Annotated in this window: 18 protein-coding genes; 16 read left to right on the top strand and 2 right to left on the bottom strand. The window is 70.5% G+C overall.

What is annotated here, in order from left to right:
- Positions 1–5 precede the first annotated feature (5 nt).
- The 13 genes from VGO10_RS09560 (at position 6) to VGO10_RS09500 (ending at position 15,752) form a co-directional block, all read left to right on the top strand.
- Positions 6–968, top strand: a complete 963-nt coding sequence (locus VGO10_RS09560) for an ABC transporter ATP-binding protein (RefSeq protein WP_327467593.1) — start codon at positions 6–8, stop codon at positions 966–968.
- Between the two features lie 154 nt (positions 969–1,122).
- Positions 1,123–2,457 carry an MlaD family protein gene (locus tag VGO10_RS09555; RefSeq protein WP_327467591.1) on the top strand — a complete coding sequence of 445 codons (1,335 nt, stop codon included), beginning with the start codon at positions 1,123–1,125 and terminating at the stop codon, positions 2,455–2,457.
- Positions 2,454–4,031 (top strand): MlaD family protein, encoded by a 1,578-nt coding sequence (locus VGO10_RS09550; RefSeq protein WP_327467589.1) that lies wholly within the window; start codon positions 2,454–2,456, stop codon positions 4,029–4,031. Before VGO10_RS09555 ends, VGO10_RS09550 begins: the two co-directional genes overlap by 4 nt.
- Entirely contained in the window at positions 4,031–5,455 is a 1,425-nt protein-coding gene (locus VGO10_RS09545; RefSeq protein WP_327467587.1) for an MlaD family protein, read from the top strand. The genes VGO10_RS09550 and VGO10_RS09545 overlap by 1 nt, the downstream gene beginning before the upstream one ends.
- Positions 5,452–7,116, top strand: coding sequence for an MlaD family protein (locus VGO10_RS09540; RefSeq protein ID WP_327467585.1), 1,665 nt, complete (start codon positions 5,452–5,454; stop codon positions 7,114–7,116). The genes VGO10_RS09545 and VGO10_RS09540 overlap by 4 nt, the downstream gene beginning before the upstream one ends.
- Complete coding sequence (locus tag VGO10_RS09535; protein WP_327467583.1) at positions 7,113–8,462, top strand: MlaD family protein; 1,350 nt, start codon at positions 7,113–7,115, stop codon at positions 8,460–8,462. Before VGO10_RS09540 ends, VGO10_RS09535 begins: the two co-directional genes overlap by 4 nt.
- 1 nt (position 8,463) lies before the next feature.
- Positions 8,464–9,981, top strand: coding sequence for an MlaD family protein (locus VGO10_RS09530; protein WP_327467581.1), 1,518 nt, complete (start codon positions 8,464–8,466; stop codon positions 9,979–9,981).
- A gap of 78 nt (positions 9,982–10,059) precedes the next feature.
- Positions 10,060–12,765 carry an efflux RND transporter permease subunit gene (locus VGO10_RS09525; RefSeq protein WP_327467579.1) on the top strand — a complete coding sequence of 902 codons (2,706 nt, stop codon included), beginning with the start codon at positions 10,060–10,062 and terminating at the stop codon, positions 12,763–12,765.
- Positions 12,762–13,490, top strand: a complete 729-nt coding sequence (locus VGO10_RS09520; RefSeq protein WP_327467577.1) for a TlpA disulfide reductase family protein — start codon at positions 12,762–12,764, stop codon at positions 13,488–13,490. Before VGO10_RS09525 ends, VGO10_RS09520 begins: the two co-directional genes overlap by 4 nt.
- Positions 13,487–14,179 (top strand): hypothetical protein, encoded by a 693-nt coding sequence (locus VGO10_RS09515; RefSeq protein ID WP_327467575.1) that lies wholly within the window; start codon positions 13,487–13,489, stop codon positions 14,177–14,179. Before VGO10_RS09520 ends, VGO10_RS09515 begins: the two co-directional genes overlap by 4 nt.
- A 57-nt stretch (positions 14,180–14,236) precedes the next feature.
- A complete protein-coding gene (locus tag VGO10_RS09510; RefSeq protein ID WP_327467573.1) occupies positions 14,237–14,767 on the top strand; it encodes a hypothetical protein in 531 nt (176 codons plus the stop codon).
- Positions 14,768–14,799: 32 nt separating this feature from the next.
- Positions 14,800–15,297: a hypothetical protein gene (locus VGO10_RS09505; RefSeq protein ID WP_327467571.1), complete on the top strand. Its 498-nt coding sequence runs from the start codon at positions 14,800–14,802 to the stop codon at positions 15,295–15,297.
- Entirely contained in the window at positions 15,294–15,752 is a 459-nt protein-coding gene (locus VGO10_RS09500; RefSeq protein ID WP_327467569.1) for a VOC family protein, read from the top strand. The genes VGO10_RS09505 and VGO10_RS09500 overlap by 4 nt, the downstream gene beginning before the upstream one ends.
- Positions 15,753–15,835: 83 nt before the next feature.
- Here the strand turns inward: VGO10_RS09500 and VGO10_RS09495 are convergent, their stop codons facing one another.
- Both VGO10_RS09495 and VGO10_RS09490 read right to left on the bottom strand, forming a co-directional pair.
- A complete protein-coding gene (locus VGO10_RS09495) occupies positions 15,836–16,159 on the bottom strand; it encodes a hypothetical protein (protein ID WP_327467567.1) in 324 nt (107 codons plus the stop codon).
- A gap of 386 nt (positions 16,160–16,545) precedes the next feature.
- Positions 16,546–17,850, bottom strand: coding sequence for an aminotransferase class I/II-fold pyridoxal phosphate-dependent enzyme (locus VGO10_RS09490; RefSeq protein ID WP_327467565.1), 1,305 nt, complete (start codon positions 17,848–17,850; stop codon positions 16,546–16,548).
- A gap of 45 nt (positions 17,851–17,895) precedes the next feature.
- Here VGO10_RS09490 and VGO10_RS09485 point away from each other — a divergent pair, with 45 nt between their 5' ends.
- The 3 genes from VGO10_RS09485 to VGO10_RS09475 are packed head-to-tail and all read left to right on the top strand — an operon-like array spanning position 17,896 to position 20,001.
- Positions 17,896–19,017, top strand: a complete 1,122-nt coding sequence (locus VGO10_RS09485) for a hypothetical protein (RefSeq protein ID WP_327467563.1) — start codon at positions 17,896–17,898, stop codon at positions 19,015–19,017.
- 60 nt (positions 19,018–19,077) lie between these two features.
- On the top strand, positions 19,078–19,695 hold the full coding sequence (locus tag VGO10_RS09480) for a sterol desaturase family protein (RefSeq protein ID WP_327467561.1): 618 nt from the start codon (positions 19,078–19,080) through the stop codon (positions 19,693–19,695).
- A gap of 12 nt (positions 19,696–19,707) precedes the next feature.
- Positions 19,708–20,001: a hypothetical protein gene (locus tag VGO10_RS09475; RefSeq protein WP_327467559.1), complete on the top strand. Its 294-nt coding sequence runs from the start codon at positions 19,708–19,710 to the stop codon at positions 19,999–20,001.
- The last annotated feature ends 156 nt before the right edge of the window (positions 20,002–20,157 follow it).

Below are 20,157 nucleotides of genomic sequence, written 5' to 3'. Positions count from 1 at the left end.
AAGACATGAGCGAGACCCCCCGCGATCCCTACGCCGACGGCTACGAGGGCGACGGCCTCGAGGAGACGCCGGCGCCGGCGGCGCCCGCTGCTGACCGCCTGGCCGCCGACGCCCCGCCGACGCGCGCCTCCGTGGTGCGCGAGGCCCCGCCGGCCGGCGGCGACGACGACGATGAGTACCAGTGGCACACGGGCCTGAACCGGCCCACCGGCGTGCCGGATGCCGTCGAGTTCGTCGACGTCCACAAGGCCTTCGGCCGCAACAAGATCCTCAAGGGCCTGAACATGGGCCTGCCCGAGGGCAAGATCTCGATGATCCTCGGCCCCTCGGGCACGGGGAAGTCGGTCTGCATCAAGCACATGGTCGGCTTGCTGTACCCGGACGAGGGTGACGTCCTGGTCCACGGCGAGTCGGTCCCGAACATGACCGACGACGAGCTCTTTGCCATGCGCAAGAAGTTCGGCGTCCTGTTTCAGGACGGCGCGCTCTTCGGCTCGATGAACCTGATCGACAACGTCGCGTTCCCGCTGCGCCAGCACACCGACAAGTCCGAGGACGAGATCCTCGAGATCGTCCGCAAGCGGCTTGACGAGGTCGGTCTCGGCGACGCCTACGACAAGATGCCCAACGAGCTCTCCGGGGGGATGCGCAAGCGCGCCGGGTTCGCGCGGGCATTGGTGTTGGACCCCAACATCGTCCTCTTCGACGAGCCGGACTCTGGCCTGGACCCGGTTCGCACGGCGCTGCTGTGCGAGTTGATCCAGGAGATCCACGAGGAGAACGGCGGGGCCTACACGGTCATCACCCACGACATCATGAGCGCGCGCCGCGTGGCGGAGTTCATCAGCGTGTTGTGGAAGGGGCGGATCGTGGAGTCCGGACCGGCCGAGGAGCTCTTTAACTCCGAGAACGCGTTCGTCCGGCAGTTCCTCAGCGGCGAATCACAGGGGCCACTGGGTATGGAGTAGCGCAAGGCCCTGCCGGGCACGCTCGGCGGGGCCAGCATCTCACCACTTCCGCAAGAACATCGGCCGGGTCTCCGGCGAGTACCGAACCCCACACGGTCCTGTCACACCTTTCGTCCTGTCCTTTCGTCGTCGTCGCGCGTAGCGCGGTCGCCGCATGACGCTCACGCGCGGGCTCGCCGCCGGCGCGCTGGTCGTGGCCGTCGTCGTGGCGGTGCTGCTGGTGACCGGCTCCAGCAAGCACGAGTACACGCTCGTCTTCCAGAGCGCGGGCCAGCTCGTCAAGGACAACGACGTCCAGGTGGGCGGCCGCCGCATCGGCCGCGTCGCCGACATCAAGCTCTCCGACAAGAACCTCGCCGAGGTCCGGATCCAGGTCGATGAGCCCTACGCGCCGCTGCACCTCGGTACGACGGCGACGATCCGCTCCGGCTCGCTTTCGGGGGTGGCCAACCGCTACATCTCGCTCTCGCCCGGGCCGAACTCGGCGCCCAAGCTCGACGACGGTGCGACGCTCGGCCTCGACCGGACCACCACCTCGGTCGACCTCGACCAGCTCTTCGACACGCTCGACCCCGAGACGCGCGCGAACCTGCAGAAGGTCATCAAGGGCTCGTCGACGCAGTACGACGGCAAGGGCGCCCAGGCCAACGAGGCTCTGAAGTACTTCAACCCGGCGCTGAGCACGACCTCGCGGCTGGTCAACGAGCTCGACCGCGACCAGCAGTCGCTGCAGGACTTCATCATCTACACGGCGCGCGCGACGACCGCGCTGGCCTCACGCCGCGATGACCTCTCCAGCCTGGTGGGGAATGCGAACACGGCCTCCGGGGCCATCGCATCCGAGAGCGCGTCGCTGGATCAGGCGCTGACCGCGCTGCCGCGAACCCTGCGTCAGGCCAACACGACCTTCGTCAACCTGCGCGCCACGCTCGACGACCTCGACCCGCTGGTCAACGCCTCCAAGCCGGTCGCGCCCCGCCTCGCTCCGTTCTTCGCCCAGCTGCGTCCGCTGCTGCGCGACGCGCGCCCGACCATCAGGGACCTGAGCACGCTGATCAGCCGCCCGGGCGCGGGCAACGACCTGACCGACCTGCTGCGCCAGCAGCCGCAGCTGACCAAGGTCGCGACGCCGGCGTTCCAGCACACGATCAAGGGCCTGCAGCAGAGCACGCCCGTGCTGCAGTTCATCCGGCCCTACGCGCCGGACCTCATCGGCTGGTTTCGCGACTTCGGCCAGTCCACGGCCAACTACGACGCCAACGGCCACTTCGCCCGCATCTCGCCGATCGTCAACGCCTTCCAGTTCACCGACACGCCGGCCGGCGGCACGCTGACGGCGCTGGCGCCCGCTGATCGCCAGGTCGGCCTGCAGTCCGGCAAGATCCGCCGCTGTCCGGGCGCGGCGACCCAGGCCGCCGCCGACGGCTCCAACCCCTACGCCCCCGAGGGCTCGGACTGCGATCCGAGCATCGTCCCGCCCGGCCCATGATGCGCGCGCGCCTCATCGCCGCGGTCGCAGCCATCGCAGCCGCCGTCCTCGTGCTCGTCGTCTTCGGCACGGGCGCGGGCGATGACCACAAGGGCGACTACAAGGTCCGCGCGATCTTCACCAACGCCTTCACGGTCATCCCCGGCGAGGACGTCAAGATCTCCGGCGTCAAGGTCGGCAAGATCTCCGCGCTCGATGTGACGCCCGACAACAAGGCCGCGGTCGTCCTGGACATCACCGAGGCCGGGTTCAAGGACTTCCGCAAGGATGCGACCTGCACGATCCGCCCGCAGTCGCTGATCGGCGAGCGCTTCGTCGAGTGCACCCCGACGCAGCCGCGCGCCGACGGGGACGCCCAGGCGCCCGAGCTCAACCAGATCAAGCACGGGGCGGGCAAGGGCGAGTACCTGCTGCCCGCGTCGCAGACGATCAAGCCAGTTGACCTCGACCTGGTGGGCAACATCATGCGGTTGCCCTACCGCCAGCGCCTCTCGATCATCATCAACGAGCTCGGCACCGGGCTGGCGGCCAACGGCGCGCAGCTGCGCCAGGCGGTCAAGCAGGCTGACCCGGCCCTCCAGCAGACCGACAGGGTCCTGGCGATCCTCGCCGACCAGAACAAGACGCTCGCACAGCTGGCCAAGAACGGCGACGAGGTCCTGCGCCCGCTGGCCCGCGACAAGGCCCACGTCGCCGACTTCATCGTCAAGGCCGACAAGACGGCGGTCGCCAGCGCCGAGCGCCGCAGCGACATCGAGGCGAGCCTGCAGAAGCTTCCCGCCTTCCTGCAGGAGCTCAAGCCGACGATGCAGCGCCTCGGTGGGCTGGCCGACCAGATGACGCCGGTGCTGACCGATCTGCACGCCGCCGCGCCGCAGATCAACCAGTTCATCAAGCAGCTGGGGCCGTTCAGCGCGGCAGGCACGCCCGCGCTGACGTCGCTGGGCGACGCGGCCGATGTCGGCGACCAGGCGCTGATCAAGGCCAAGCCGATCGCCGGCGATCTGCGCGACTTCGCCGGCCAGGCCAAGCCGACGGTCCAGAACCTCGACGCGCTGTTGACCAGCCTGAAGTCCACCGGCGGCATCGAGCGGCTGATGGACTTCCTGTACTTCTCGGGCACGTCGACCAACGGCTATGACTCGCTCGGCCATTACCTGCGCGCCGTCTTCGTCCTGACGTCCTGCACGACCTACGCGACCACGCCGACGCCGGGCTGCGCGGCGAACTTCGCCAAGCCGGCCGCGTCGGCGTCGGCCGCGAGCGCGCGTGCCACGTCCAAGCGCGCCAAACGCGCCAAGCGCAGCGCGCCGGCCGCCAAGGTCGACCTGCCGGCCAGCCTCTTCCCGGGCCAGCCGGCCGCGCCAAGCGCGCCGGCGTCCGGCGCAGCGCCGGCGACTACCACGCCCGCGGCCGGCGGTGGCACCACGCAGCAGCAGCCCAGCAGCGCCGCGCCGGCCACCGACGCGCCCACCGGCGCCTCGACGACCACACCGTCAAGCGGCGCGACGAGCACGACGCCGCCGTCCAGCGGTGCGTCCCAGACCCTCCTCGACTACCTCCTGGGTGGCTGATGCGGCGCGGATCGCCATCGATCGCCGCCAACCCCGTGCTGATCGGCGCGGCGACCACGCTCGTGGTCCTCGTCGCGGTCTTCCTGGCCTACAACGCCAACAACGGCCTGCCGTTCGTCCCGACCTACTCGCTGAACGCCGACGTCCCGAGCGCCGCGAACCTGGTCAAGGGCAACGAGGTCCGCATCGGCGGCACGCGCATCGGCGTCGTCGACCAGATCACCCCCAAGCGCCTGGCCTCGGGCAAGGTCATCGCCCGGCTGCATCTCAAGCTCGAGACCGCCGTCCGGCCGCTGCCGGTCGACTCGACGATCCTCGTCCGGTCGCGCTCGGCGCTGGGCCTGAAGTACGTCGAGCTCACCAAGGGCACGTCGACCAAGGGCTATGCCGAGGGCGCCACGCTGCCGCTGAAGGCAGCGACGCCGACGCCGGTCGAGTTCGACGAGTTCCTCAGCACGTTTGACGAGAAGACGCGCATCGGCGCCCAGAAGCAGCTCGAGGGCTTCGGCAACGCGCTGGCCGGGCGCGGCCAGGATCTCAACCAGGCGATCCAGTCGCTCAACCCGCTGCTGCTCGCGCTCGGCCCGGCGATGGCCAACCTCGCCGACGACCGCACCAAGCTCGGCCGCCTGTCCGAAGCGCTCGGCCGCACGTCGGCGATCGTCGCCCCGGTCGCCGAGTCCCAGGCCGCGCTCTTCCGCAACCTCGACACCACCTTCGGCGCCTTCGCCGCGATCGCGCGCCCCTACCTGCAAGACAGCATCAGCGGCGGCCCGCCGGCGCTGCAGACCGCGATCGAGGAGCTGCCCAAGCAGCGTCCGTTCCTCGCCAACAGCGAGGGCCTCTTCCACGACCTGCGCCCGGGCGTCAAGGCGCTGTCGGGCGCCGCATCCGACCTCGCCGACGCCTTCACCGTCGGCGAGCCGGCGCTGCGCCACTCCGTCGCGTTCAACAAGCGCCTGGTGCCGACCTTCACCGCGTTGCAGCGCTTTGCGGAGGACCCGTTGGTCGCGCTCGGCGTCCAGGATCTGGGGAGCACCGCGCAGATCGCCAATCCGCTGTTGGCCACGCTCGCGCCGACCCAGACGGTCTGCAACTACTGGACCCTGCTCTTCCGCAACGTCGCCTCGCTGCTCAGCGAGGGCGACAACAACGGCACCGGGCAGCGGTTCATGATCGTCGCCGCGCCCCAGGGCCCCAACAACGAGGGCAGTCCGTCCTCAGCGCCGGCCAACGGCCCGACCGCCGACAACTACCTGCACAGCAACCCCTACCCGAACACGGCCGCGCCGGGCCAGACGCAGGAGTGCGAGGCGGGCAACGAGGTCTACAAGGCGGGCAAGCAGGTCATCGGCAACGACCCGGGCAACCAGGGCAAGACCACGCAGAAGACGGTCACCTCCAGCGACACCCCGACCCCATGAGCTCGGACTCCGACAAGCGCAAGCGCATCCTGCGCAAGGACCGTCACGGGATGAACCCGCTGACGGTCGGCCTGCTCGTGCTCGGCGTCTGCGCGATCGTGGTCTACGCCGGCTTCTCCAAGCACGTGCCGTTCACCCACGGCTTCCGCGTCAAGGCCGTCTTCGTCAATGCCAACAACATCCGGCCCAACTCGCCGGTGCGCATCGCGGGCGTGAACATCGGCAAGGTCAAGAAGGTCACGGCCTACAAGGGCGGCGACGGCAACATGTCGCTGGTCACGATGGAGATCGACAAGGCCGGGCTGCCGATCCACAAGGACGCGACGTTGAAGGTCCGCCCGCGCATCTTCTTGGAGGGCAACGAGTTCGTCGACCTGTCGCCCGGGACGCCGTCGGCGCCGACGATCGACGACGGCGACACGCTGCCCGCCACCCAGACCGCCGCCCCGGTGCAGTTCGACCAGATCCTCACCGCACTCCAAAGCGACACGCGCGAGGATCTCAAGCGGCTGCTGGAGGGCTACGGCACGGCGCTGACCTACGAGCCCACCGCCGCCGACGACGTCGGGCAGGACCCCGCCGTCAAGGGCAAATCGGCCGCCCAGTCGCTCAACCGCTCCATCGACTACGCGCCCGGCGCGCTGAAGAACGTGGCGATCGTCAACAACGCCTTCCTCGGCCTGCAGCGACATGACCTGTCGGGGTTGGTGCTCAACGCCGGCAAGGTGACCAAGGCCCTCTCCAGCAACGAGCAGTCGCTTAAGGACGTCGTCACCAACTTCAACACGACGCTGGGCGCGCTGGCCGCCGAGCAGTCCAACCTCAAGCAGACGATCGCGCTGCTCGGCCCGACGCTGCAGCACACCGACAGCGCGCTGACGCACCTCAACGCCTCCTTCCCGAACACGCGCGCCTTCGCCAAGGAGATCCTGCCCGGCGTCAAGGAGACGCCGGCGACGATCGACGCCGCGCTGCCGTGGATCGCCCAGGCGCGCAAGCTCGTTTCGCCCGCTGAGCTCGGCGGCCTGACCCGGGAGCTCAAGCCGACGACCGTCGACCTCGCCAAGCTCGTCAACGGCTCGCTGACCGCGCTGCCCCAAGCCGATCTTGTCGCCCAGTGCGTGACGCACACGATCCTGCCAACCGGCGACGTCAAGATCGCCGACGGCCAGTTCACCTCCAACGAGGAGAACTACAAGGAGTTCTGGTACTCCATGGTCGGCCTCGCCGGCGAGGCCCAGAACTTCGATGGCAACGGCCACTACGTGCGCTTCGCGGTCGGCGGCGGCGACCAGACGATCTCCACCGGCAAGTACGGCGGCAACGCCGGAAGCAAGCTCTACGGCCGGGTCAACGACCCACCGCTGGGCACCCGGCCCGCCTATCCCGGCAAGCGTCCGCCCTATAACAACACGGCGCGCTGCAAGGACCAGCGGTTGCCCGACCTCAACGGCGCGAAGACCGGCGGTGCCGACGGTGGCGGGACGGTCACGCCGGCGCCCGCCGCGACGACGCCGGCGGTCTCGACGCCGGTCGGCACGATCCCGTCGACGACCACGCCGCTTCCGGCGCTGGCGGCCGGCTCCTCGAGCAAGGACAGCCTCACGGCGCAGCTCGTCGACCGTCTCAACCCCTTCCGCGCGTCAGGCGGCAAGCCATGAGGACGGCGATCCGCAAGCATCGCTGGGACTTCCTGGCCGTGATCGGCATCTTCCTGGTCGCGCTGGTCGTCGGCAGTTTCATCCTCGGCCACCAGCGCTTCTACCTGCCCAAGTGGGTTCCGGTCGTGGGCACCGACTTCGTCTCCTACAAGGCCGAGTTCACCACCGCGCAGTCGGTCACGCCGGGCCAGGGCCAGACGGTGAACATCGCCGGCGTGCCGGTCGGTGAGCTCTCCAACGTGCAGCTCAAGGATGGCCGCGCGATCATCACGATGAAGATCCGCCGCAAGTACGCGCACGTCTACAAGGACGCGACCGCGCTGCTGCGCCCGAAGACCGGCCTCAACGACATGATCGTGGAGCTGACGCCGGGCACGCGGCGGGCGGGGGAGATCGACCACGCCAAGCAGATCATCCCGATCACCCAGACGCTGCCCAACGTCAACACCGACGAGTTCCTGGCGGCGCTCGACGGCGACACGCGCAGCTACCTGCAACTGCTCATCGCCGGCGGCGGCGAGGCGCTGGGCGGCAACGGCAAGAACCTGTCGGCGACCTTCCGCCGCTTCGAGCCGACCAACCGCGACATCGAGAAGATCACCACGGCGCTGGCGGTCCGCCGCGACAACATCGCGCGCTCGATCCACAACTTCAAGGAGCTGACGGCCGCCGTCGGCGACAAGGACCAGCAGCTCTCCAGCCTGGTCGACGCCTCCAACGCCGTCTTCAAGTCCTTCGCCAACCAGGACGCCAAGCTGCGCCAGACGCTGAGCCTGCTGCCCGACACGCTCAAGACGACCAACGTCGCCGTCCAGAAGGCCGACAAGCTCGGCAAGGCGCTGGGCCCGACGCTCGGCGCCCTGCGCCCCGGTGCCCGCGCGCTGGGCCCGTCGCTGAAGCAGAGCCGCCCGTTCTTCAAGACCACGACGCCGGTCATCCAGAAGCAGCTGCGCCCGTTCGCGCGCGACGCGCTGCCGACGGTCAAGATCCTGCGCCCGGCCGCGCGCGACCTCGCCGACCTGACGCCGGACTTCACCTCGGTCCTGAAGACCGCCAACTACCTGCTCAACACCGCGGCCTACAACCCGCCGGGCGCTGACGAGGGCTACCTCTTCTGGATCTCCTGGCTGAACCACATCGGCCCGACGGTCTTCAGCACGCAGGACGCGCACGGCCCGATCCGGCGAGGCGCGCTCTTCTTCAGCTGCGACGGCCTCGGCCTGCTGGACACGCTCAAGACGGTCAACCCGCAGCTCGGCACGATCATCGGCCTGACCAACGCGCCGACCAAGGCCGACGTTTGCGCCTCGAGCGCCCAGGCCCCGAACACGAACGCGGGAGGCTGAGGTGAACAAGCAGGTCCCCAGCCTCGGCAAGATCCTCATCATGGTCGGCTTCGCGCTGTCCTGCTTCGGCTTGCTGCTGTACCTGTGGCTCGCCTTCGGCGGCGCGACGCCGTTCAAGCCCAAGGGGTATCGCTTCGAGGTCTCCTTCGGGGAGGCGACCCAGCTCGCCCACGAGGCCGACGTCCGCATCTCCGGCGTGCCTGTCGGCAAGGTCAAGGCGATCGTCGCCAACAAGCAGACCGGCCGCTCTGACGCGACGATCGAGCTCAAGCCCGAGTACGCGCCGATCCCGATCGACGCCCACGCGATCCTGCGCCAGAAGACGCTGCTGGGCGAGACCTACGTGGAGCTGACGCCGGGCAGTCCGACGGCCAAGAAGGTGCCCGACAACGGGCGCTTGGCGACGGGCCAGGTCGCCGACACCGTCGAGCTCGACGAGATCCTGCGGGCCTTCGACCCGCAGACGCGCGCCGCCTTCCAGAACTGGATCCAGACCCAAGCCCAGGCGCTCAACGGTCGCGGCCAGGACCTCAACGCCGCGCTCGGCAACCTCGCGCCGTTCGCGCAGGACACCACCAAGGTCCTGGAGATCCTGAACTCGCAGAAGGCCGGCGTGCGCCAGCTCGTGCGCAACACCGGTGAGGTCTTTGACGCGCTGTCGGAGCGCGACGGCCAGCTCGCCGGCCTCATCACCAACTCCAACAAGGTCTTCGCGACGACCGCGGCGCGCGACCAGGAGCTGCAGGCCACCTTCAGGGCGCTGCCGACCTTCGAGCAGGAGTCGCAGACGACGCTCAAGCGCCTGTCGAAGTTCTCGGCCAACGCGAACCCGGTCGTCACCGAGCTGCGGCCAGCGGCAAAGCAGCTGAGTCCGACGCTGCAGGAGCTCTCGGCGATCGCGCCCGACCTCAAGGCGCTCTTCCGCTCGATCGACCCGCTGGTCGCCGCGTCCAAGCAGGGCCTGCCGGCGACGACCGAGTTCCTCGACCAGCTCCATCCGCTGCTGGCGAACTTCGACGGGCCGCTCAAGCAGCTCAACCCGATCCTCGACGGTGCCAGCCTCTACAAGAGCGAGCTGACCGCGTTCTTTGCCAACACCACGGCGGCGACGCAGGCCACAGCGGCCTCCTTCGGCGGCGGCGAGCCCGCGCACTACCTGCGCACCTCCAACCCGTTGAACCCCGAGATGCTGGCGCAGTATCCGAAGCGGCTGTCGACCAACCGCACCAACCCGTACCCGTTCCCGGGCGACGGCCTGAGCCTCAAGAGCGGGCTGGCCTCCTTCGAGACGCGTCAGTGCACCGGCCAGACGCTGACGCCCGCGCTGGGCCCGGCGGTCCCCGGCGTGCTGTCGGACACGCTGCGCGACGGCATCCTGAAGTTCGCCCTCAACAACGGCAACATCGTCGCGCCGCCCTGCCGGCAGCAGGACCGCTTCAACCTCGGCGGCACGCTGACGCAGTTCCCGCAACTGCGGGCGAACGTCAAGGGCGTGCAAGCCGGCGCGCCGGCGCCGTGAAGCCGGTGAAACCCCGGCGGTCTTTCCTGCCGGTGCCCGGCGCGCCCGCGCCGTAGGCCCGGTAGCCTCAGCGCCCTGATGGGTCGGCTGCCGCGCATCCTGGGCGCCGCCATGGGAACGGCCGCCCGCCGCCCGCTGGCGGTCGGACTACTGGTGACGGTGCTCGCGTTGGCGGGCGCCGCGCTCGCGCTGCGCCTCTCGCCGACGACGGCTTCCAAGACGCTGGTCGGCTCCTCCAGCGCGTCCTACCAAGCGACCGAGCGTGAGCATCAGCTGTTCGGTGAGGACGCGGTCTACGTGCTGGTGCGCGGAGCGGTCTCCAAGCTGGTGCTGACCTCTGACTTGGAGCGGCTGATCGCGCTGGAGGGCTGCCTCGGCGGCAACGTGCCCAAGGGCGCGACGCCCGTCGGCGGCTGGTCGGGCCCGTGCGGGCGGCTGGGCAAGACCAAGCCGGCCAAGGTCGTCTTCGGTCCCGGCACGTTCATCAACGAGTCGGTCCGCCAGATCGGCGACCAGTACAACTCCCAGCTGGCGGGCATCAAGGCCGACGCGCAGAAGCAGTACAACGCGGCCTACCAACTGGCGCGGGGCAAGCACTACTCGGTCGCCCGCGCCAAGGCGCTGGCCCAGAAGGCCGCCGACCTCGCCAGCTACCAGGCGCTGAGCCAGTCTGTCCAGCTCGCGCTCAAGTACGGGTTGTTGAAGGCGCCGCAGGTCAACGACCCCGGCTTCGTCTCCCAGCTCGTGTTCGCGGGCGGCAAGGCGGCGGGCACGCCGAAGGCCCGCTTCGCCTATCTCTTCCCCAACGCCGACAGCTCGCTGATCCAGGTGCGGCTCAAGCCGGGGCTGTCGGATGCGGCGCGCAAGGACGCGATCACGCAGATCCGCGCCGCGACCAAGGTGAAGGAGTTGCAGCTGCTCAACGGCGGGCGCTTCGTCGTGACGGGCGCGCCGGTCGTGCTGTCGGATCTGACCACCAAGATCACCGACGCGATTGTGACGCTGCTGATCGCGTCGATCCTCGTGATGGCGCTGGTCCTCGCGGTGGTCTTCCGCGCGCGCCGGCGCCTGCTGCCGCTCGCGGTTGCGCTGGCCGCCGTGGCGATCACCTTCGGGGCGCTGTCGGCGATCGGCGCGTCGCTGACGATGGCGTCGGTGGGGGTGGTGCCGGTGCTAATCGGCCTGGCGGTGGACTACGCCATCCAGCTGCAGGCGCGCATCGAGGAGCGCGCCGGGCCGCGGGCCACCCGTGCCGAGGTGGTCTCCGCGGTCGGGCACGTGGCGCGGACGGGCGCGCCCGCGGTGGCGGTCGCCGCCGCTGCGACCGCGGCGGGCTTCCTGGTCCTCGGCGTCTCACCGGTGCCGATGGTCCGCGGCTTCGGCCTGCTGCTGGTCGCGGGCATCTTCATCGCCTTGGCGACGGCGATCACGCTCGGCACGGCCGCGCTGGTCGGGACGGTTGGGAAACCGTCTTCTCTTCGCCTGCCCGGCGCCGTGGTCGCTGCCGGCGAGATCGTCGCGTCCGCAGGGCGCGGCGCCGGTGAGCTGTTGACTGACAACCCGGTTGCCCGCGGCGTCAGCGGTCGCGGTCGCACGCTCCGCTCGGCGGCCCTGGGCGCGGCCGTGCGCCGTCCGGAGCGGGTCCTGGCGATCGGCCTGGCGATCGCCGTCGTCGGCTGGGTCGCCGACACGCAGACCAAGGTGGAGTCCGACGTCACCAAGCTCGTGCCCCAGAGCCTGCCGGCGCTGGCCGACCTGCAGGCGCTGCAGAAGTCCACGAGCGTCGGTGGCCAGATCGACGTCTTGGTCCGCAGCGACAAGCTCACGACGCCGGCGACGCTGAACTGGATGTCGGCCTACCAACTGCGGCTGCTCAAGCGCTTCGGCTACAGCGACAAGCGCGGCTGCGGCAAGGCCGAGCTGTGTCCGGCGTTCTCGCTGCCTGACCTCTTCGGCGGCGATGACGGCAAGGGCAAGATCACCTCGCAGGCGCAGGTCAACGAGCTGCTCGACGTCGTGCCGCCGTACTTCTCCCAGAGCGTCATCACGCACGATCGCAAGACGGCGACGATGGCGTTCGGCATCCGGCTGATGCCGCTGGATCGCCAGAAGCAGGTCCTGGACATCATGCGCTCCGAGCTCCACCCGCCCAAGGGCGTCTCGGCGCAGCTCGCCGGTCTGCCGGTGCTGGCGGCCGACGCCAACGCCGCGGTCTCCTCGCCGTGGCGGCGGTTGCTGACGCTCGTGCTCGGCCTGCTGGCGGTCGGCGCGGTGTTGTTGGTGGCCTTCCGCTCCTGGCGCCGCGCGCTCACGCCGCTGGTGCCGATCGCGCTGGCCACCGGCTGGTCGGCGCTCGTGCTCTTCGCGACGCGCGTGCCGTTGAACCCCATGTCGGTCACGCTCGGCGCGTTGGTCATCGCGATCTCGACCGAGTTCAGCGTGCTGTTGGCCGAGCGCTACCGGACCGAGCGCCGCGGCGGGCTGGATCCGGCGGCGGCGCTGGAGCGGACCTACCGCTCGACGGGTGCCGCGGTGCTGGCCTCGGGCGTCACCGCGATCGCCGGCTTCGCGGTCCTGACGCTGAGCGACATCCGGATGCTGCGCGACTTCGGCGCGGTGACGGTCATCGACCTCACCGTGTCGCTGCTCGGTGTGCTGCTAGTGCTGCCCTCGGCGCTGGTGCTTGGTGAGCGCTGGCGGCCGGCCGACGTCCGGGTGCGCCGTCCGCGGGTGCGGTTGCCGCGGCCAAGCTTGCCGCGGCGCAGCGAGAAGCCCGTCGCGTGAGCGGCCCGCTCGACTTCGACGACGCCGACGGCGAGGCGCCGCCGCGGCGTTCGGCGGCCGTCGGCGCGCGGCCGGCCGATCGCGTGCCCACGACCGCCCCACCACCGCGATCGAGTCCCGGCGATGGGGCGCGCTACCTCTGGGTCGTCGGCGCGGCCGCCATCGTGTTGGTGCTGCTGCTCTTGGTGACGACGCTGCGCCACGGCACCGAGCGCGGCGCGCGTGGCGTTCCGGCCGGACAGCGCATGCCGCCGTTCGCGGTGCCGACGGCGCTGGGGCCGATCGACGCCGACGCCAACATCGCCACCCACGCCGGCGAGGGGCAGGCGGGCAAGCGCGCCGCTTGCACCGTCCGCGGGCCCGAGATCCTCAACGGCTGCGCGCTGCGCGAGGCCGGGCCGGTCGTCCTGGCCTTCTTCGCGATCCGCAGCCGCGAGTGCATCGCCCAGCTCGACGCGATGCAGCGGGTGCGCGCGCAGCTGCCCGGCGTGCAGTTGGCCGCGATCGCGATCCGTGGCGACCGTGGCGACCTGCGCACGCTCGTGCGTCGCCACGGCTGGAGCTTCCCGGTCGGCTACGACCGTGACGGCGCGCTGTCGAACGCCTACCACGTACAGGTCTGCCCGCAGCTGACGTTCGCGCGCCGCGGCGGCCGGGTGGTGGAGACGACCTTCGGCGCGCTGGCGCCGGCGGCGCTGGTGGCCAAGGCGCGGAGGCTGGGGTGAGCGACCCGGCCGCCCCGAGGGAGCCGGACCCACCCGACCCGGGCGATGACCCCGTCGACGGCGTCGTCGCGCCCGAGCTCGCCGCCGAGCTGCCCGGCCTGCGGCTGCGCGTCACGACCGTCGACGGCGCCGCCGGTCGCACGCCGCGCGCGCTGCGCCAGCGGCTGGAGGACGTCAGCAACCGCTTCCGCGGCGCCAACGCGATCGCGCTGCGCACGCGCCCGGTGCCGCGCGCCTATCGCGTCTTCTTCCGCCAGGTCGGCCTCGACCCCGACGTCGATCGCACCCCGGTCGAGCAGGTGGCGGTCGAGCGCCTCGTGCACGGCGAGCTCTACACCGGCGATCGCGTCTCCGACGCGCTGATCCTCGCCGTGATGGAGACCGGCGTGCCGGTCGTGGCCTTCGACGATGCGACGCTCGCCGGCGAGGTCATCCTGCGCGCGGCGGGGCCCGGGGAGCAGTTGCCCGCCGGCGCCTACGCCCACGACGTGCCCCGCGGCCGGCTCGTGCTCGCCGACGACCGAGGCCCCGTCGCCATCCTCTTCGGCCGGGTCTCCGACCGCCATGCCGCCGAGCGCGGATGCTCGCGCGTGCGGCTCGTCGCCGTCCAGGTTCCGGGGGTGCCGAGCGCCCACGTCGACGAGGCGCTGTGGCTGGCCGCCGGCGCTCTGGCGCAGGACGGCGCATAGGCATTCGACTGTGGCGCGATCCGGAGCTATCCTCGCCTGCGTAGGAGAGGAACTGCTGTGGTCCTGATCGATCAGCTCAGCCCTGACGCACCCCTTGACGTCCGCCATGCGGGCGGTGTGGACGAGCGCGGCGCGCGCCGGACCTTGCGGGCGCAGATCGCCCGTCTGGAGCGCGAGCTGGGGGAGACCATCGCCGCCGCCTTCCCGCATGTCCACGATGCCGACACGGTGGCGTTCAACGAGCGCGCCCCGTTCCGCATCGCCGGACCGCTGAGCTCTGGCACCGGCCCGCGCCTGCTCGGCCTCGGCGAGCTCGAGCGCGTCCGCGACGACCTTGCCGAGCGCATCCGCCGCGCGCGCGTCGTCGTGGCCGATCGCGCAGAGCTCGAAGCCGACTCGCGCGCGCTGCTGGAAGAGATGCTCCGCGAGCCGGCGCGCTACAAGCGGGTCCGCCTGCCCGTCGCCGATCTCGGCGAGCCCGGCTGCGGCGCCTACCAGGTGCGCCCGCGCCTCGGCATCATCGGGATGCTGATGGGCTGGTGGCACATCAAGCTCTCCTCGGGCTGTCCAAAACCCGCCCCGGCGTGAGGCCGGCCCGCGAACACTAGGATCCAACGTCGATGGGTCGCCGCAGCCGCAAGCGCGCCAGCACGCCGGTCGCGCCGCCTGAGCCGCGCGCGGACGTCGATCGTCCCGTGGCGCCCATGCCGGCCGCGCCGCGCACGGCGACCTACAAGTCGCGCCGCGAAGACGCGCCGCAGCCGCCGTGGGCGCCGTTCCCGCTGACCGAGCTCTGCATCCTGCTGTCGATCGTCCTGCTCGCCATCGGCTTCTTCTTCGCCGGCGGCGAGCGCCGCGGCGTCCTGCTCGGCGGCGGCTTCGTCCTGGTGACGCTCGCGGCCGGCGAGCTGTCGGTGCGCGAGCACTTTGCCGGCTACCGCTCGCACTCATCGCTGCTGGCGGGGATCTGCGCCATCATCGCCGCGGTGCCCTTCTGGCTGGCGCCGATCCCGCAGGAGATCGTCCTGGTCGTCGGCATCGTCGTCTACGTGCTGGGCCTGCTCGGCTTCCGCCGCGCGTTCATGCGTCGTAGTGGCGGCGTAGGGTTCCGCGCGTGACCGACGACGCGTCCCCGCCCGAGCCGCCTGCCGCGCCGGCGCCCGACCCCGAGCGCCGCATGCAGCTGCGCGGTCTGCACCACGTGACGGCGATCGTCGCCGACCTGGACCGCACCACCGCCTTCTACCGCGACGTGCTCGGCCTGGCCCTCACCGAGGAGGCCGACAACGCCGACGACCCGGGCTCGCGCCACTTCTGGTTCGGCGACGCGCTCGGCACGCCCGGCACGCTCGTCTCGTTCATGGAGTACCCGCAGTTGGACGAGGCCCGCGAGGGGCGCGGCGGGGTCCATCACTTCGCCTTCGGCGTCGGCTCGGCCGACGAGCAGGTCGCCTGGCGCGACTACCTGCGGGCGCGCGGGGTGCCGTGCTCGGAGGTCTTCGAGCGCGGTCGCTTCCGGTCGATCTACTTCCGCGACCCGGACGGCAACCTGCTCGAGGTCGCGACGGTCTAGGCCTGCAGTCGCTGCGGCCCTCGTGGGCCGCGACGCGGCGAACGTCCCGCTCGGACGTCCGCCGCGCGCTGCGCATCGTCCTTCTAGGCCGGAAGACCCTCCAACAGGCCGGCGAGCGCCGTACGCTGGCGCTCGGTCATCGATCCCACGGTCTTGTTCTCGGACATGGGGATCGACTGCAGGAGCTTGCGGCACCGGGTGCTTCCCCACCGCCGCTGGCTCGTCAGGAGGTCGGAGACCGTCATCGAGGCGGCCTCCCACGGGCATTCGAGGATGACGTGCGCGGCAATGATCTCGCCCTCCGCCACCTGACGCTTGAGCTCTGCGCGGGCGAGGCGGACCTCGTTCGCTCGAGCCAATGCGCGCAGGTGCTGTGGCGCAGGGGCGATCGTCGCTGCTGCGTTCATCTGTCCTCCCTACCGGCTCACCCTCAGCGTGAGACGGCAAATCGTTGTGTTGGTGCGTGGAAAAGCGTTGCGGCAGCCGTCACCGTGGTCGACCACGTGCCACGGGGCGACGGGTGGGCGTCTCCTCAAACGACTCCACTCCTCGATCCGGGACATCCTGCCCACGGTGCGTCTGCCTCCAACGCGTGTCGAACGTATGCCAGGGCGGCAGGTTCGTTCAAGGTGTGAACGAGCGCAACATACGCTCAGAGCGCCTTTTTTCTTCTGGTCGGATCGGCTCGATGTCCGCGGCCCTGCCGAGCCGTTGAGCAGCCGTCACCGAACGCCGGCGACGTGCTACGGAGCGTTGCTTAAATCGACCTGAGCGGTGAATGGTGGGCGGCCGCTCAGGCGGCGCGGCGACGACCGTGCTCGCCTGGCCCGGGCAGCGGCCCATGCTCGGCCTCGAAGCCGGCCTTGACCGTCGTGAACGCCTCGAGCGCGCGATCCAGCGTCGGCCGGTCGTGGGTCGCCATGACGCTCGTGCGCAGCAGCGCGCCGCCCGGTGGCACCGCGGGGTGCAGCGCGGTGTTGACGAAGATGCCGGCCTCGTAGAGGCCCTTCCACATCAGGCCCGCCTGCCAGTCGTCGCCGATCAGGACGGGGATGATCGGCGTGACGATGTCCGCGCCGTAGGGGTGGCCGGCCGGCAGCCCCTGGGGCGCGACGACCGCGAATCCCCGTTCCTCCAGGCCGTCGCGGAAGTAGCGTGCGTTGTCCTGGACCTGTCCTAACAGTGTACGGCCTTCATCGGTGCGCAGGACGCGCAGCGCGGCCAGCGCAGCGCCCGTCGCGGCGGGGACGGCCGACGCGGTGAACAGGAACGTCCGCGACTGGATGCGCAGGAACTCGATGACGTCGGCGCTGCCGGCGACGAAGCCGCCGCAGGAGGCCAGCGACTTGGAGAAGGTGCCCATCCGCAGGTCGACGCGATCCTCGACGCCGAAGAGCTCGCTGGCCCCTGCGCCCCGATGGCCGAGCACGCCGGTGCCGTGGGCCTCGTCGACCATCAGGCGGGCGCCGTAGGCCTCGCAGAGGTCGCAGATGGCCGGCAGCGGGGCGATGTCGCCCTCCATCGAGAAGACGCCGTCGACGACGACCAGGACGCCGCCACCGTCCTCGGCCGCACGCTGCAGCATCTTCTCGAGCTTGTCGAGCCGGTTGTGGCGGAAGGGACGCAGCTTGGCGCGCGACAGGATGCAGCCGTCGAGGATCGACGCGTGGTCGCCGGAGTCGACGATCACCGTGTCGCCTGGCGCCAGGATCGTGCCGAGCGTCCCGACGTTGGCCTGGTTGCCGGTCGTGAAGACGATGGCGTCCTCGGTGCCCATGAAGTCGGCGATCTCGGACTCGAGCTCGAGGTGCATCCGCGTCGTGCCGTTGAGCAGCCGCGAGCCGGTCATGCCGGTCCCGTAGGTGTCCAGCGCGTCGCGCGCGCCGGCGATGACGCGCTCGTCCTCGGTGAGCCCGAGGTAGTTGTTGCCGCCGAGCATGATCCGCGGCTGACCCTCCATCTCGACCACGGGCCGCGCCGGGCTCTCCATCACCCGGAAGTAGGGCACCATGTCGACCGCACGGGCCGCCTTCAGGATCTCGAGGCGCTCGTGGTTGCGAGCCTTCCCGAAGACGTCGGTTTGCGCTTTGGCCGTCACGCGATGAGCCTATCGGCACCGTCCGCCCGCTAGGTTGATGCGCCGATGCCTGTGGACGTGCGCCCCGCCCGATCGTTTCGCGATGTCGGAGCGTTCATCGACCTCCCGTTCCGTCTGCACGCCGGCACGCCGTGGGTCCCGCCGCTGAAGCTGGAGCGGCGCCTGTTCCTCAGCCGCCGCTTCGGGACCTACGCGAAGCGCGTCGACTACGAGCTGCTCATCGCCGAGCGCGACGGGCGCACGGTCGGCCGCGTGAGCGCGCACATCGATCACGCATACAACCGCCATCACGACGAGCGCCGCGGGTGGTTCGGCTTCTTCGAGTGCGAGGACGATTCGGAAGCGGCGGCCGCGCTGCTGGAGGCCGCCGGCGCCTGGCTGCGCGAGCGGGGGATGGAGCGGATGGACGGTCCCGCCGACTTCACCATGAACGACGAGTCGGGCCTGGTCATCGAGGGCCACGAGCTCGAGCCGATGATCCGCCAGCCCTGGCACCCGCCTTACTACCAGCCACTGCTGGAGCGCGCCGGGTTCGAGAAGGTCGTCGACCTGTTCATGTGGGCCTTGGACATCTCTGACCGCGAGCAGATGCTCCCGATCCTGCCCGAGCTCGCCGCCGACGCCCGCGAGAAGCACGGCGTCACGATCCGCCGCATGTCGCGGCTGCGGCTGCGCAAGGATCTCGATGTCTTCGCCGAGATCTACAACCGGGCCTGGCGGCGCAACTTCGGGTTCGTGCCCTACGAGAAGGAGGACCTCGACCAGTACGGCCTGGAGCTCCAGCTCGCGTTCGACAAGGACTGGTTCATGATCGCCGAGGTCGGCGAGGAGCCGGTCGCGATCGCCATCACGATCCCCGATCTCAACCAGGTGCTGCGCCGGATGAACGGCCGGCTGCTGCCGTTGGGCTGGTGGCGCTTCTTGCGCCGCTCCAAGAGCATGACGCGGGTGCGCGTCGGCTTCCTGGGGGTCAAGCCCAAGTTCCAGCACACGGGCGCGGCCGCCGCGCTGTACGTGGAGCACTTCGACACCTCAGCGCGCCACGCCCGGATCAAGGGCGGCGAGATGGGCTGGATCCTGGAGACCAACCGCGCCATGAACCGCGGGATGGAGGCCATGAACGGCCGGATCGTCAAGAAGTACCGCGTCTACGGGCGCGAGCTCTAGCGCGGCTGAACTTCAGGTTGCGCGTGCAATCAGGTTGCCGCGCGCGATAAGGTTGACCTAATGGCACGGTCCGACGAGCTCAAGGCCTCACCGCCGATGTTCGAGAGTCGGCTGCTGGATCGCTTCACGCGGGTCCACCCGTCGGTGCCGCCGCTGATCTTCGGCCCGGTCATCGCGGTCCTGCTCGTGACCGGCCTGGGCCGGATGAGCGCGCTGGCGGGCGTCCTGCTGCTGGTCGCCGGCTACGTCTTCTGGACGCTGTTCGAGTACTGGCTGCACCGCGTGGTCTTTCACTTCGAGCCGTACTCCAGCCCGCTGGGCATGCGGCTGCACTGGATGATCCACGGCGTCCACCACGACCACCCCAACGACCCGTTGCGCCTGGTCATGCCGCCGTCGGTGAGCGTGCCGCTGGGCGCGGTGGTGCTCGGCGCGTTCTGGCTGGTGCTGGGCTACGACGCGGCGCTGGTCTTCGGCGGCGGCTTTTTCGTGGGCTACTTGGCCTATGACATGCTCCACTACCACGTGCACCACCACACGCCACGCACGGCGCTGGGGCACAAGCTGCGCGAGTTGCACATGCGCCATCACTTCCAGGACGACGAGCGCGGCTTCGGCATCAGCGCCCCGTACTGGGATCGCGTGTTCGGCACCATGCACGTCCGGCGCAGCCGGTAACGTCTGTCCTTCGTGGTTGATGACGACGCTGAAGTCGACGCCGAGATCGTCGACGGCCTACCGGTCGTAGCGGAGCAGCCTGGAGCGGTCACGGCCGCGCCTGAGGCCCGCCTGCCCGTGCCCGCCGTGCAGGCCGCGGCACTGGCGGCGACCGGGTTCGCGGTCGGGGTGACGACCGCCGCCGTGGTCACGCGCCGGCGCCACCGCAAGGCCGCTCAGCGGCGGCGCAAGAAGGTCGGCGCGCTCGGGGAGATCGTGTCCTCGAACTCGTTCCTCGTCGACGTCCACCTCCTGCGCCGAGATTGAACACCGTCCTCGCGCGGGAGGTCGTGCGGCCGAACGGGCCGTTCCGGCTCGGGCGGGCGTCGATGGATGGGCTGCTGCGGCGCCGTGGCGACGGGCTGATCCGGCTGCTGCACGTCGAGTACGCACAGGTCGTGGTGGCCGTCGCGCAGCCGTCGC

The sequence above is a fragment of the Baekduia sp. genome (genome assembly GCF_035996765.1).
In the GTDB taxonomy this organism is placed as follows: Bacteria; Actinomycetota; Thermoleophilia; order Solirubrobacterales; family Solirubrobacteraceae; genus Baekduia.
This window is presented reverse-complemented; position numbering and strand designations above follow the sequence as displayed.

Excerpts from the sequence above, each read along its gene's own strand:
- VGO10_RS09485 (WP_327467563.1), top strand. The coding sequence starts at position 17,896 with ATGCCTGTGGACGTGCGCCCCGCCCGATCGTTTCGCGATGTCGGAGCG.
- VGO10_RS09480 (WP_327467561.1), top strand. The coding sequence starts at position 19,078 with ATGGCACGGTCCGACGAGCTCAAGGCCTCACCGCCGATGTTCGAGAGT.
- VGO10_RS09550 (WP_327467589.1), top strand. The coding sequence starts at position 2,454 with ATGATGCGCGCGCGCCTCATCGCCGCGGTCGCAGCCATCGCAGCCGCC.
- VGO10_RS09495 (WP_327467567.1), bottom strand. The coding sequence starts at position 16,159 with ATGAACGCAGCAGCGACGATCGCCCCTGCGCCACAGCACCTGCGCGCA.
- VGO10_RS09540 (WP_327467585.1), top strand. The coding sequence starts at position 5,452 with ATGAGCTCGGACTCCGACAAGCGCAAGCGCATCCTGCGCAAGGACCGT.
- VGO10_RS09555 (WP_327467591.1), top strand. The coding sequence starts at position 1,123 with ATGACGCTCACGCGCGGGCTCGCCGCCGGCGCGCTGGTCGTGGCCGTC.
- VGO10_RS09545 (WP_327467587.1), top strand. The coding sequence starts at position 4,031 with ATGCGGCGCGGATCGCCATCGATCGCCGCCAACCCCGTGCTGATCGGC.
- VGO10_RS09525 (WP_327467579.1), top strand. The coding sequence starts at position 10,060 with ATGGGTCGGCTGCCGCGCATCCTGGGCGCCGCCATGGGAACGGCCGCC.
- VGO10_RS09560 (WP_327467593.1), top strand. The coding sequence starts at position 6 with ATGAGCGAGACCCCCCGCGATCCCTACGCCGACGGCTACGAGGGCGAC.
- VGO10_RS09505 (WP_327467571.1), top strand. The coding sequence starts at position 14,800 with ATGGGTCGCCGCAGCCGCAAGCGCGCCAGCACGCCGGTCGCGCCGCCT.
- VGO10_RS09535 (WP_327467583.1), top strand. The coding sequence starts at position 7,113 with ATGAGGACGGCGATCCGCAAGCATCGCTGGGACTTCCTGGCCGTGATC.